Source organism: Bacteroidia bacterium (genome assembly GCA_033391075.1).
Lineage (GTDB): Bacteria > Bacteroidota > Bacteroidia > J057 > J057 > JAWPMV01.
The window spans coordinates 3,482,196-3,495,942 of record JAWPMV010000001.1; the positions used below are offsets into that span (position 1 = coordinate 3,482,196).

Here is a 13,747-nt window from a genome sequence, read left to right on the forward strand (position 1 = left end):
CTGATTCAAAGTTCTGCCATATAGGCCGTTGGGTAAAGTCTTTTCATACGCCTGTCTATATCACTAATGGTTACTCTTCCGTCTTTATTTTCATCTAAGCCTCTATTCTGAGTATAAGCTCTGGTAGGCTTTGCATAGAGGGTGTAGCAGTACTCCTGCTTCCGGGCTCTTGGATAAAGGATTGCCAGATAAAGGTCCGTCAAGCTATCATAATTGCCATAGCGTTGTCTGGCCGTTTCGAGATACATATATACATACTCCAACTGCTGCAAGTGGGTCATTCGTCCCAACCTCTGTAGAGAAACATTCATTTCGCTGGCAGTAGCTGGCATAAATTGTATCAAACCCGTCGCTCCACTCCCTCTATGATTGAGGACCTGTGCGTCAAACTTAGACTCCGAATACATCACTGCCATCAACCATTCTGCGCGTACTCCCAGCATATCAGAAATCTCTTTTACCTTTCTTTCAAAAGAAGCTTCATCTGAGACATAGAGACTGGCCTTATCCATAAGGTAGAGGCGAGAATCATCCAGAGGTAAGCCTTCCACCTCTGCTGTGGGATTCTTGATTCCCAGGGATTCTACCTTGGGGTTATATAGCACATGACTAAGCAAGTTGGATGCGAAAACAAGGATCAGCCCTAAGCTGATATTTTTGAAATTACCACTCAAATTGGAGGGCATGGGCCTGGCTACCTGCGTCTCAACCCGCGCCGCTGCCTGATAAGCCCCTCGTTGTTTGGGAATTCTCGGTTTGTAAAAATTCATGTCTTTCCGATAAAGTGTTCAAATTTGCCATCTTTAATAGCATGTGATGCGTTTATTTTTAGTAAATTTAGAGAAAACTTTTATTATCGCAAACTTTTTTAGCAAAAAGATATCATTTTTAGCAAAAATTTTTAGCAAAAGCTAACATAGCCCCCAAAAGCAGTAAGGAAAACATTTAGAACGAGAATGGGTTCAAAGAGGGATGCCTATCCAGAGAAGTAAGCGGAGCCTGAATAATTATGCACTTTCAGACAATTTTTCTTCCTCTTGCTAGGTCTTATTTGTATTTTTGTAGCTAAAGCTCTGCTACTACGCTAACAAATAATAAGGTTACATGAACGATGCCGAGATTAAACTAGCCTTAAAGAACTGGAGGTCTTTATTGCGCTCGTACCAAATGCCAAATCACAAGAAAGCCTTTATCCAAATCGCTAATTCCATCCTCCCATCTATCGGAATTACGGCCTTGATGATCTATTCGGTTCATCTGGAGATGTATTGGCTGCTGGCTCTACTGGCTATATTGAATGGTCTGTTTTTGAGCCGTGTTTTCATCATTCAACATGATTGTGGACATCAATCTTTTTTTAAAGAGAAGAAACTAAATAAGACTGTAGGACTCATATGCAGTGTTTTTACTTCCATTCCGTATTCCTATTGGGCAAAAGCACATGATTTTCATCATGCCCATAACGGCCAAATGGAATTTAGAGGAATAGGTGATATTCCTACCATGACGGTAGAGGAGTTCAAAAACTCATCCTGGTTCAAAAGACTGGCTTACCGAGTCCTGAGGAGCGATGTGGGCATTTTATTTATTGCTCCGGTTGCTTATATGCTTTTCTCAAACCGTTTTCCTCTGTATAATATTAACAATGGCTGGAAAAAAGTGAGAAGATCCCAGGTATATAATAACCTGATTTTGCTATCCATTTACGTTGGATTTGCTTTTATCATTGGGGTTAAAGCTTTTATTCTGGTTCAATTTCTGAACATTGTCGCCTTTGGCATCATTGCCTTCTGGTTCTTCTATGTTCAACATCAGCATGAAGAGACTTACCGAGAGTGGAAGCACAATTGGGACCATCTCCTTGCTTCAATCAGAGGGAGCACCTATTATGATCTTCCAAAAGTACTGAACTGGTTTACAGGAAATATCGGTTTTCACCATATTCATCACCTGAATTCCCGCATCCCCAATTATAATCTGATTGAGTGTGCAAAGAAAAATCCTGTTCTTCAGAAATACGTGACCAAAGTAAAATTTATCGAAAGCTTTAAGTGCTTGAGGAATAAACTTTGGGATGAGGAGAAAAAGAAAATGGTTGGCTGGCGAGAAGCCAATCTGAATCTAATATAAAATAACCCCCGCAATTTTGTGGGGGTTTTCTTTTGCCCCTAATGAAGGGAAATCATCTTTGATTTAGATGCATATAAGTTCAAATTCAAGCATCAAGCGCAAATTCAAATGAGCCTGACACTTGAACTTGAGCCTTGCACTTGAACTTAATCTGCTGAAAAAGCTAAAAGCGGCTATTTAATTAGAATAAGGCAAGCCATTCAAACATCAGTGTACATAGCTACCCGCATTGATGTCAATGCTACATCCTGTTGCATGATCCATCATTCCACTCGCCAGGAATAATACGCTAGGAGCCACATCTTTAGGTTCTGTCAGTTGATTAAGGGCTAAATCATTGAGAACGATCTCTTCTCCATAAGTATCAATAAATTCCTGTGCCATATCTGTACGGGTAAAGCCGGGAGCTACGATAAAGGATTTGATCCCTTCTTTGCCAAAAGCTCGGGCAATAGATCGACTCAGGGCCACCATGCCCCCTTTTGAAGCAGCGTAGGCCATATATTCAGGGGTATCTCCTCTAAAAGCTGCGCGAGAGGATATATGGATAAAGCGTCCTCCTCCTTGCTTACTGAAATGAGGAATCAATTCATGACATAGCAAAGCTGTAGCCACAAGGTTTACTTGCAGGGTTTTATTCCAGCCTGATTGGAAGCTATCCGTATCGGCATCCCGTTCAATGGGTACCACTATACCTGCATTATTGACCAGCACATCGATTTGTCCAAAACTCTCTAAAACCTCTGATACTAATCTGACACAATCTTCAGCCGATTCTAAATTGGCCTGAAAGCTTTGTGCACCCCCTCCAATTTCCCTTGCCAAAGCCTCTGCATCGGCCTTATTGCGATTGTAATGAACCGCTACCTGAGCACCAGATCCGGCCAAAAGCTGAGCGATACTTTTTCCGATTCCTCTGCTGGCTCCGGTAACCAGAATCTTCTGATTGGATAAGTCTATTTTCATGTTTCTTCTTTCGCTTATATATTTGCGCTTCAAATTACTCACACAGATAAACTTATGAAAGCTCTCGTTTTCCCCGGTCAGGGTGCACAATTTGTAGGAATGGGTCAGAAATTATATGACGCTTCCGATCTGGCAAAGAATATGTTTGCCAAAGCCAATGAGATTCTGGGGTTTGATATACAGGGAATTATGTTTGGAGGAACTGATGAAGACCTCAAAAGAACTTCCGTAACCCAACCTTCCATTTATATTCATTCTGTTGTTGCTGCTATGGTCAATGATCTGGCCAAAGATGCTGCAATGACTGCTGGACATTCATTAGGAGAATTCTCTGCCCTCACAGTGGCAGGTGCTCTTTCTTTTGAAGATGGCTTGAAGCTGGTTTCTATCAGAGCCAATGCCATGCAGAAAGCCTGTGACATCCAGGAAAGTACCATGGCAGCCATTCTTGGAATGGAAGATGCAGAGGTTGAAGCCGTATGTGCTGCTATTGACGGAGAGGTAGTAGTTCCAGCCAACTATAATACCATTGGACAATTGGTAATCTCAGGAAGCAAAGCCGGGATCGCCAAAGCCATAGAAATGGCCCAGGAAAAAGGAGCCAGGAGAGCGATTGAGCTACCCGTAAATGGTGCCTTTCACTCCCCACTTATGGAACCTGCAAGAGTCGAGCTGGCAGAAGGGATTGAACAAACCCAATTTTCTGATACCCGCATTCCCGTTTACCAAAATGTAGATGCGAAAGCACACAGTTCTGCTGCAGAAATTAAAGCCAATTTATTGCAACAATTGACCTCTTCGGTTAGATGGACACAGACTATGCAAAACATGATTGCAGCAGGTGCCAGCGAATTTATTGAAGTAGGTCCTGGAAAAGCTCTTTCCGGTATGGCTAAAAAAATCGATCGCAAATTCCCGGTTAGCCAGGTAAGCTAAACTCAAAAGAAACCGCATACATCAAAAAGGGAAAGAATCCTTAAAGAGGGATTCTTTCCCCAATTTCTACTGGCAAATCAGGTAGAGAATTGATAAATTGTTATAGTAAAAACACAATGAATATGACCCTGGAAGAAAAATTTGAATCAGCGAAGGAGCGAATCCTGACCTTAAAAGAAAAGCCTTCAAACGACACCATGCTAAAAGTTTACAGTTTGTATAAGCAAGGGAGCCTGGGGGATATTGATATGGAAGCTCCTGGAGTGTTTGATTTTGTTGCAAAAGCCAAATACAATGCCTGGGAACAGCTAAAAGGGCTTAGCCAGGATGACGCAAAGATGCAGTATATAGACTTGGTCGATGAATTGTTGTCAGCTGCTAAAAAAAATCCTGAATAGATTCCCTTTACTTTTGAAGAAAGAGATACGTCCCTTTTTTATTGCTGACTAAAAGATCAGTCCGCCTGTCTTTATTCATATCTGCCAGTTCGATCTGGGTTCCTACCCCCACTCCCCGATCAATTTCCTCCACCCGCCAGGATAGTTCTCCCCCTTCCTGCTTTTCAGCCTCCATAAAGACGAGTACCAATGGATCATCCCAACCAGGATCATTGCCATTGTGGGCAAGATATCTTTTACCTGTTATGATATCAGGCTTGCCATTTTGATTGAGATCCCCCATCGCAACAGCATGCGCCTGTGATAATTTATATGGGATTTCATGCTTCTGAAAGATTCTTTCCCCTGCTTCCATTTTTTGCTCAAACCACCACAATCCATACCGATGAGCAGAGGAAGCAAAAAAATCAGCATCTCCATCCTCATCTATATCCCAAATCGGCATTTGGGCAAAAACATATTGAGGATATTCGGGAGATGCGATGCTATCAAAAGGAATTCGAAAGAAATCCCAGGAATTCTGAGTCTCATCTTGAGGGGCTTTATACCAACCTTGTCTTGTCAATACATCCTTTTTACCATCACCATCTATGTCTCCAACTCCCAATCCATGGCCCACAGCTCCTGGAGCAAAACTTTCGCCTTTACCCTCTCCAATCCTCAATTCTTTCCAAAATTCACCCATTCTTTGGGGACTCATCCAACTCATCTGGTAATTCCCTTCCTCCCATTTCACACCTGTCACAAAGCCCAATTCTCCTTTCCCCTCCAGATCCGTCAGGATAGGACTTTCACCATGATAGTCCTCTACCGCTCTAAATTCCTCCCAATGTCCTGCTTTTCCCTGAGGGTTTTTATACCAGTAAACGGGCCTTCCCATCACCGGATAAACCAGGACATCCTGCCAGCCATCTCCATTTACATCCATGACATGGCAGGCAAAAGAGTTGCTGTAATAAGCATAATCAGAAGCAGGTTTATCCTCCCGATATACGCTGCTTAAAAAGTCTCCAGGAGGTCTGATTTCATGCATCTTCCAGCCAGGAGCCTCATACCAGACATCTCCAATGACAATGTCTTTTTCGCCATCATTATTGAGATCAGCAGTCGTTATACTTTCTGATCGGAAAACAGAATCAATGAGGATTTTTTCAAAGGCAGGAATCCCAGAGTCAGCAATTTCCTTTTTTTTCTCTGAGCAGGAAGCTCCTATCAGTCCTGAGATCATCAAGACTATGGGCAGTATAAGCAGCTTTAACTTCATGTTTTCTTCTTTCCTGAATTTAGCTAAAGCCTAGCGATCTTCAAGGCTCTCAAAGCTGAGCACCTCTGTATCATTTACCTTAACTACTCTTCCGTCCTTATATGCGCCTATGTTTAAATAGGAATTGCTTTGACCAGAACGAAAATCATAACTGATATGCAAGCCTCTATAGGGAGGATGATTTCTCAAATAGCTTTCCAGGCTCATTGCCGGAGGATAATAGTTATCCAGCACATGAACCAGATACTTCCCCAGATCAAATCCCTGCACGCTGTATTCGCCCGGAGGAAGAAAGTATTTTTGTAGATATGCCTGGTAGAAATTGCGATACTTGACATCTTCATTTTGTGTATAAAAAGAGGAGGTAAAGGTCAATTCCAATGCCTGTTTCAAGCTTTCATCTATGGTACTATAGCGCTTCCACATATGCGGTCCTCCCATGACTTTGATCGGCAGTTCCAGGGCCCTCAATTTGCTCATGATTAAGCCACAGGACTCTTCTGCACCTAAAATAGGGATGTATACCCCATCCGGTTCCTGAAATTTCAGGGCTCGAACCAAATCGGGAATCTCATCTTTGGCTATTTCATAATCAGGATCTATAGGTATAGAAATTACAATTCCCCCCAATTGCTGGAAAGTCTCCGTAAATGCCTGGGCCATAAGGTCCGTACTTTTGGTCTGATTGGTCCAGACCACCACTTTTTCCAACTCCAGAGAATCCCTCGCATATTGAGCCATCACCCGCCCATGTACCTGAACTTCAGGAGTGGCAAGGAAGGTAAACTGCTTATCATCAATCAGATTGGATGAGGGGCTCAGGGGAACGATTTGAGGAGTCCCCGTTCGTTCTGCCCAACGTGAAATAACTTCTGACTGGGTATTAAAAATACTCCCCAGCACCAAATCCGGATAAAAATTATTGAGTTCGTAAAGCAGATCTTCGACCTTTTGAGAATCTTTAGCAGAATCAAAAATTCTAAATACAAAATCCTTGGATCTGTTTTCTGCTTCATCCAAAGCCATCTGCAGGCCTTCATAAAACTCCAAAGCCAATTTACTTTTTGCAGGTATTTCAATCAGGCTATCCCTATACATTCCATCTTCCAAATGCAAGGGAAGGAAAACAGCTACTTTAAATTCATTGCGATCTCTGCGCCTTTTCTGCCTCCGCCTGTCAAACTGCCGGATGAGGTAATCTGATTTCTCACCTCCATTTCTCAGCCATTTCCGATAAATATCTTTAGCTGTATCCCGATCGCCCCGGTTTAGGTATTGAAAACAGAGAGCTTCGAGAAATAAAAGCTTGTTGACCGAATCATAAGATTCAAGATAGCGTTCGAGGAAATAGTCATCAGCTGAAAAAGCGAATTCTCTCATTTTGAATTTGGCATCATCTCGTAAGGTTTTATCTCTGGCACTATCAGCTACCCATTGAAAGAGTTTCATAGCCTGAACCTTCATATAATCATCTTCTCGCTCCATAAACAGGAGCGCCTTATGGTATTTGGAATCGCCTACATAGCGAGAACCGGGAAAATTGTGAATCAGGCTGTCGAACTGCATATGGGCTTCAAAAGGCTCACCTTTGAAGTAATGGCTAAGGCCCAATAAGTAAATTGCAGCAGAAGTCGCCTGATGTTCGGGTCTGAGAAGTGCCCGCTTAAATTTGACCATGGCCCAATCATAGTCCCCTTCTTGCAAAGCAGACTTGCCTTGAAAAATAAGTTCAGCAGCTTCCAGGTCCTCTTTGGGACCTTTATTCTTATTATTATTTTTCTGTGCTAACAGGCCAAGAGGAAAGATCAGAATGATAGCAAGGATCCAAAAACGCATAAAGGAGTGAATGTTTTTTCTAAAAACGGAGATATTAAGCTTTCGTTATAAATTCGCCCAATAAAAATACCCATATTTGGGTTCGGATTGATTTAGGAGCTGTTTTATATATGTATAATATCTGGAACAAAGAAATAACCTACCTAAAAAAAGTAGGCCCCAAGCGGGCGGAGCTCCTCGCATCCGAAAGCAATATCCGGGTTTATTCCGACCTTTTAAACTATTTCCCAAGAAAATATCTGGACAGATCGCGAGTAAGTAAAATAGGCTCCCTGACAGGAGATGAGGGCTTTACTACTTTATTAGGAAGGATTACTGATACAGATTTGGTAAAAGGACAAAGAGGAAAGAGTCGCCTGGTTGCAACTTTTAAGGATGATAGTGGCACTGCAGAACTCGTATGGTTTCAGGGGGTAAAATGGATGCAAAAAAATTTGGTGATTGGGGAAGAAGTAGCTCTTTTTGGTCGTCCGAGTCGATATGGAAAGAAAATTAGCTTCACCCATCCGGAAATCGATCACCTAAAAGACAAAGAAGAAGATCAGCAATCTTTTCTTCCGATAATACCCGCCTATCCGTCTAATGAAAAACTTGGGAGAGTAGGACTGGATTCCAGAGGATTCAGAACTATCGTGCAAAAACTGTTGGAGGAAACGGAAAATATGATTCCGGAGACCCTTTCACAGCCACTGATGGATACCTACAAGCTCATTAGCAGAAGGGAAGCCATCAAGCATATACATTTCCCTCCCAGTTTTGTTGCCCTCAAAAGTGCCCAATACCGCCTCAAGTTTGAGGAGTTTTTCTACTTCCAATTGATGCTGGCCCGGAGAAGGAAACACGCAAAGGTCCAGAATCAGAGCAGTCCTTTTCGCAAGATCGGCCAATATTTCAATGGCTTTTTTGAGAAGCATATGCCTTTCGAATTAACGGATGCCCAGAAAAGAGTCCTCAGGGAAATCCGGAAAGATTTAGGGCAGCCTATCCAGATGAATCGACTCGTGCAGGGAGATGTTGGGAGTGGAAAGACCATGGTCGCCTTTATGAGTATGCTGATGGCCAAGGATAATGGCTTTCAGGCCGCTATTATGGCTCCGACAGCTATCCTGGCAGAGCAGCACTATAAGAAAATCACTCAGATGGCTGAAAAGGTGGGCATGACGAGCTGCCTATTGGTCGGTGGGCAAAAGAAGAAAGAAAGAACCGCAATTTTGGAGAGCATAGCTGATGGAAGTGTCGATATCGCTATTGGGACCCATGCGCTTATCGAGGATACCGTTGTTTTCAAAAAACTGGGACTTGTGGTGGTAGATGAGCAGCATAAATTTGGGGTAAAGCAAAGAGCCAGACTTTGGCAAAAAGCCGAACCTTTCCCCCACAACCTCATCATGACCGCTACGCCTATCCCTCGTACTCTCGCTATGAGTTTGTATGGGGATGTAGATGTTTCCATTATAGACGAACTTCCTCCGGGAAGAAAGCCCGTTAAAACTGTAGTCAGAGGAGAATCCAAAAGACTGGAAGTGCTGGGCTTTATTCGGGACCAATTGGAGAAGGGCATGCAAGCCTATGTAGTTTATCCCCTGGTAGAAGAATCCGAAAAACTGGACTACCTCGCAGCTGTAAAAGGTTTTGAACTTCTGGAGCGATATTATAAAAATTTCCGGGTGGGAATTGTTCATGGGCGCCAACATGCCGACGACAAGGAAATGGAGATGCAGCGATTTGTAGAAAACAAGACCCAAATCCTGGTTTCCACAACCGTAATAGAAGTAGGAGTAGATGTACCCAATGCTTCCGTAATGGTAATCGAGAATGCTGAGAAGTTCGGCCTTTCCCAACTACACCAATTAAGGGGTCGGGTAGGCAGAGGCAGTGATCAGGCATATTGTATCCTGATGGCAGGAAAAAAGGTTTCTAAAGAAGGTAGGAAACGGCTGGGAGCCATGCGAGATACCAATGATGGCTTCAAGATTTCAGAAGTAGACCTCGAACTCAGAGGGCCAGGAGACTTCCTCGGAGTTCGCCAGAGTGGTTTGCCAGAATTTCAGCTGGCAAATATTGTAGAAGATCGGGATTTGCTTGAAAATGCTCGCAAAGCAGCTTTTGATCTGGTCGAAAGGGATCCAGCCCTCCAATTGGAAGAAAACAAGCTTGTTGCTTATTATTTCAAGCAATACATGAAGATTTACGGGCACATCGGTACCCTCGCCTGATTATTCCTTCAGGAACTTCTCCAGATAGGTCTTTCCACTTTCATCCCTCAGCTGCAACACATACAGCCCAGGACTCAATCCTTCGCTTGCGATCTCAAGAAGATTCTGACCCAAAATATTTCGTCCTTTTTCCTCCAGGACCAATTTCCCCTGAAGATCAATAATGTTAATGTCAATGGTTCGACTTTCGATCGAAGCCACATTGATAAATAATCGGGACTGAACCGGATTGGGTCTTAGCTCAAGTTTATTGTATGCAATATTGGGATCTACAGAAACGGTATTTCCAATAGGCTGGAAACGAGAAATCGTATCATTCGTAACATCATCATCTGTTCCGAAGCCACTGATCCATACTTTGAGTGGCACACTGGCTTCCGTAGAAGGCTTCCAGGCTGAATCGGCTACCCAATTGATGGTATCGTTTGGCATGAGTTCAAAACTATCTGCTACTCCGAAGCTGAATATTTCATCCCCACTTATCGTACAGGTTATTCTCAGCTGAGAAGAATCAAAAACAACCGGACTAAGGCCTCTATTAATAATTGACCCCGTGATAAATACAGAATCACCCGGATTTACATCCAATTCATCTACCTGAAACATAGCCATGTCAAAATTCTCAACTTCGGCCAGGCGCACATCATCAATTGCCAGAATAAATTTATCTGTTGAAGTATGACGAAAAGCAATGTAAACCGTTTGTCCTCCATAGTCCGCAAGACTAGCTGTTTCAAAAGTAAAATCACTTCCCTGATCTGCTACTGTATATACAGCAGGATTGGCCAGAAATCCGGCTTCGTCAGGCGTTGTGGTTGAAACCCGAATCTCATAGCTTTCTCCAAACTCTACATCCTGTGAGTAAGCATACCAACTCAGACAGGTATTATTGGGAAGCGTTAGCTGAGGAAGGATGAGGTAATCATTGCTGGTACCAACGGTATCCTCATAATAGGAAGGGGAAGCAAAAATCTTATTAACGCGAAGATTATCTTTAAAATCTGCTACGCCTTGCCAGCCGGGATTTGGAGTAAGAAAAGTTATTTCGCCATTTGGCTCTAACATATCCACATCCAGCACCTGCCATCCTGCAGGGAGACCATTGGTAAAGTCTTCTTCCAGAATCACGTTTCCGCCACAGGGAAACCTTCTAAAGCGATTTAAATCTTCTTCTGGTGCAGGAAAACCGGAACGACTGGTTTTCTGTGCAAAAAGGGGAAGATTGATCAGGATAAGTAATAAGGTGGATATAAGGATACGCATATACAAGCTAGTCTTTAGATAGATTGTCGTTCAATTTTAGGAAAACGTTGCCTACTAAAAACGAAAAAACTCAAATTACATGGGTAATTTGAGCTCTTCCGATCTCTACACGAGAGAATTATACTTTTTGACCACGGGCTCTCATTTCTTTGACAACCGCAGTGATTCCTTTCTTATTGATATCTCTAATGCCTTTAGCAGAAACTTTCAGGCTGATCCAACGATCTTCTTCAGGAAGGTAAAACTTTTTCTTGAAGAGGTTAGGGTAAAACTTACGCTTTACTTTATTGTTTGATTTGGAAACATGGTTTCCAGAGATAGTTTTCTTTCCGGTAACTTGACAAACTCTAGCCATTTTCTTCGCTTAAATGATTTAATTCTATAGGATATACCTATTAATTCTTTCGGAGCGCAAATATCAGAAATATTCCTAAAAGTTCAAACAATAGAGCCTGAAAATAAATACCGATGCATAGATTTATCATCCATGCATCGGATTTCTATCTTTTCAAGGACTCTTATTTATAACTTTTGGCCAATTGAAGGGCTTCAGGCGCCCATTCTGCCAGATTATTCGCTCGGGTTTGAGGAGAAGGGTGGGTACTCATAAATTCAGGAGGCGTTTCTCCCCCTTTTTGTTGCATACGCTGCCAGAAAGGTGCAGCCTGGTACACATCATAACCGGCAATTGCCATGAGATACAAACCGATTTGATCCGCTTCAGATTCATGTTTCCGGCTAAACGGAAGCAATACGCCTACTTGAGCACCAAGTCCCATAGCCGCCATAAATACCGACTGGGTTCTTTCGGCCTTTTGTTTTTCTTCTGCCGTTTGTGATTGCCCATTGCGAGATTGCATATATACACCGATCCCTGCGAGGGCTCCCTGCAATCCCAGGGTTTGGGTCATTCGCTCGTTTCCGTGATGCGCTAGTGCATGTGCCAATTCATGCCCCATAACAACAGCTAAGCCATTATCATCTTTAGCGACAGGCAAAATTCCGGAATAAACTACAATCTTACCTCCCGGCATGGCCCAGGCATTGACTGCTTTATCATCCACCAGGTTAAATTCCCAATCAAACTCCTTCAATTCATCTGCCAGTCCATTTGCCCGATAATATTTTTCAACGGCCTGCTGGATTCGCTTCCCTACCCTACGAACCCTTTCCGCATCAGTCCCGCTTCTGACCACCTTATTATTTTTCAGGAAATCATTGTATTGGGACAAACTCATTTCATTTAAAGTAGAACCGGGAATCAGCTTTACCTGTTTCCGATCCGTAAAAACTACTTTCGAACAAGAAACCAGGATCAAACTGGCGATAAGTAAAAGGGGAAGGATGGGGGTTTTGCTAATTATTGTCTTGACTTGCATGTAAGCATTTAATTTGGTGGAATATTTCGAGTCTTCAGTAGACTTGAGAATACATAGTGATACTATATTAGTAAGACGAAAGTTACAAAGGCTTGTCACCTGTGTTGATGCTTTATACAAGCGTGTAGAAACAAATACTTTTGGCAATCGTAAGATTTTTTATTAGTTTTGATTACTATCGAGACACAAATTTGGGTTGGCTGTTCTAGCTAGCCCTATTATTTTTTTGTTTTTAATTGAATGAATAAGTCCTCTAAAAGAGGCATTAGGACCAAAACAAAGGGTCCTGGACAATGTTTTATCTTAAATTTTACAGCTATGAGTGATGTGACGTATTTGACTCGGGAAGGCTATGAAAAGCTAAAAGCTGAATTAGATGACCTCAAAGGAAGAGGTCGGAGTGAAATTGCAAAAGCAATCCAAAAAGCACGCGAAATGGGTGACTTGAGTGAAAATGCAGAATATGATGCTGCCAAGGATGCTCAGGGACTACTCGAAATGAAAATTGCCAAATTGGAAGGCACCATTGCTGGTGCCAGAATTCTGGATGGGTCGGACTTGAATACCGACAAAGCCTATATTTTATGTAAGGTAAAGGTCAAGAATCTGAAAATGAAGAAGACCTTTACGTATACCCTGGTTGCTGAGGAAGAAGCAGACCTCAAAGCTGGAAAGATTTCGATTAAATCACCCGTTGGAAAAGGGATTCTGGGTAAAGAGGTAGGAGATTTGATTGAAATTGATGTTCCTGCCGGAAAACTACAATTCGAACTTCTGGAAATCAGCAGATAGATGGCCTCAATATTCACACGGATCGTAAAAGGAGAAATACCCTGTCATAAAGTTGCGGAAACAGAAGATTATCTGGCCTTTCTGGACATCTCTCCAGTTGCCAGAGGCCATGTACTCGCGATTCCCAAACAGGAAGTTGATTACCTCTTCGATCTGGGTGATGATGCTTATGTAGGGCTACAGCTATTCGCCAAAGAAGTAGCTATTGCCCTCAAAGCTGCGATTCCCTGTGAAAGAATAGGTACAGCCGTTATTGGGCTGGAAGTACCTCACACCCATATCCATTTGATTCCTATCAATAGTATCGACGATCTCAATTTTAGCAAACCCAAGCTCAAATTGAGCCAGGAAGAATTGGCCGAGATCGCAGAGCAGATACGAACGAAACTATAAGAAAAAACCAATACAACTCTTTCTCCCCTTCAGCTTCTGAAGGGGATTTTTTTTGACCTTCCATGCCATTTATCTTTTCTGACTGTCTATTTGACGGAAGAATTTGGGGACTGCTGTAAAATTATCAACTCGGTCGTTTGGGTATTGTGTGAAAGCATAATGCTCCCTACTCAA

At 42.6% G+C, this 13,747-nt stretch carries 13 protein-coding genes; 6 read left to right on the forward strand and 7 right to left on the reverse strand.

The features are described 5' to 3' along the window. Positions 1–5 precede the first annotated feature (5 nt). A complete protein-coding gene (locus tag R8P61_13955; GenBank protein ID MDW3648167.1) occupies positions 6–770 on the reverse strand; it encodes a transglycosylase SLT domain-containing protein in 765 nt (254 codons plus the stop codon). Positions 771–1,104: 334 nt separating this feature from the next. Here R8P61_13955 and R8P61_13960 point away from each other — a divergent pair, with 334 nt between their 5' ends. Next, on the forward strand, positions 1,105–2,130 hold the full coding sequence (locus tag R8P61_13960; GenBank protein ID MDW3648168.1) for a fatty acid desaturase: 1,026 nt from the start codon (positions 1,105–1,107) through the stop codon (positions 2,128–2,130). A gap of 207 nt (positions 2,131–2,337) precedes the next feature. Here R8P61_13960 and R8P61_13965 read toward each other — a convergent pair whose 3' ends face one another. Then, the gene (locus R8P61_13965; protein MDW3648169.1) at positions 2,338–3,096 is read right to left on the reverse strand and encodes an SDR family oxidoreductase; all 759 of its coding nucleotides are present in this window, start codon (positions 3,094–3,096) and stop codon (positions 2,338–2,340) included. A gap of 54 nt (positions 3,097–3,150) precedes the next feature. Between R8P61_13965 and fabD the strand changes: the two genes are divergently transcribed. Both fabD and R8P61_13975 read left to right on the forward strand, forming a co-directional pair. Continuing rightward, entirely contained in the window at positions 3,151–4,032 is an 882-nt protein-coding gene (gene fabD, locus R8P61_13970; protein MDW3648170.1) for an ACP S-malonyltransferase, read from the forward strand. A gap of 122 nt (positions 4,033–4,154) precedes the next feature. After that, positions 4,155–4,430 carry an acyl-CoA-binding protein gene (locus tag R8P61_13975; protein MDW3648171.1) on the forward strand — a complete coding sequence of 92 codons (276 nt, stop codon included), beginning with the start codon at positions 4,155–4,157 and terminating at the stop codon, positions 4,428–4,430. Positions 4,431–4,437: 7 nt separating this feature from the next. Here the strand turns inward: R8P61_13975 and R8P61_13980 are convergent, their stop codons facing one another. Together R8P61_13980 and R8P61_13985 are read right to left on the reverse strand one after the other, a co-directional pair. After that, a complete protein-coding gene (locus R8P61_13980) occupies positions 4,438–5,694 on the reverse strand; it encodes a VCBS repeat-containing protein (protein MDW3648172.1) in 1,257 nt (418 codons plus the stop codon). Between the two features lie 30 nt (positions 5,695–5,724). Continuing rightward, positions 5,725–7,530: an ABC transporter substrate-binding protein gene (locus R8P61_13985; GenBank protein ID MDW3648173.1), complete on the reverse strand. Its 1,806-nt coding sequence runs from the start codon at positions 7,528–7,530 to the stop codon at positions 5,725–5,727. Positions 7,531–7,640: 110 nt separating this feature from the next. On the opposite strand from R8P61_13985, the gene recG reads away from it, so the two are divergent. Further along, positions 7,641–9,746: an ATP-dependent DNA helicase RecG gene (recG, locus tag R8P61_13990; protein MDW3648174.1), complete on the forward strand. Its 2,106-nt coding sequence runs from the start codon at positions 7,641–7,643 to the stop codon at positions 9,744–9,746. Here recG and R8P61_13995 read toward each other — a convergent pair whose 3' ends face one another. From R8P61_13995 to R8P61_14005, 3 genes are all read right to left on the reverse strand, one after another. Next, positions 9,747–11,009: a choice-of-anchor J domain-containing protein gene (locus tag R8P61_13995; GenBank protein MDW3648175.1), complete on the reverse strand. Its 1,263-nt coding sequence runs from the start codon at positions 11,007–11,009 to the stop codon at positions 9,747–9,749. Between the two features lie 118 nt (positions 11,010–11,127). Further along, positions 11,128–11,364 (reverse strand): 50S ribosomal protein L28, encoded by a 237-nt coding sequence (gene rpmB / locus R8P61_14000; GenBank protein MDW3648176.1) that lies wholly within the window; start codon positions 11,362–11,364, stop codon positions 11,128–11,130. A gap of 163 nt (positions 11,365–11,527) precedes the next feature. Continuing rightward, the gene (locus tag R8P61_14005; protein ID MDW3648177.1) at positions 11,528–12,388 is read right to left on the reverse strand and encodes a M48 family metallopeptidase; all 861 of its coding nucleotides are present in this window, start codon (positions 12,386–12,388) and stop codon (positions 11,528–11,530) included. Between the two features lie 318 nt (positions 12,389–12,706). Here R8P61_14005 and greA point away from each other — a divergent pair, with 318 nt between their 5' ends. Together greA and R8P61_14015 are read left to right on the forward strand one after the other, a co-directional pair. Continuing rightward, a complete protein-coding gene (gene greA / locus R8P61_14010; protein ID MDW3648178.1) occupies positions 12,707–13,180 on the forward strand; it encodes a transcription elongation factor GreA in 474 nt (157 codons plus the stop codon). Next, a complete protein-coding gene (locus R8P61_14015; GenBank protein MDW3648179.1) occupies positions 13,181–13,573 on the forward strand; it encodes an HIT family protein in 393 nt (130 codons plus the stop codon). The last annotated feature ends 174 nt before the right edge of the window (positions 13,574–13,747 follow it).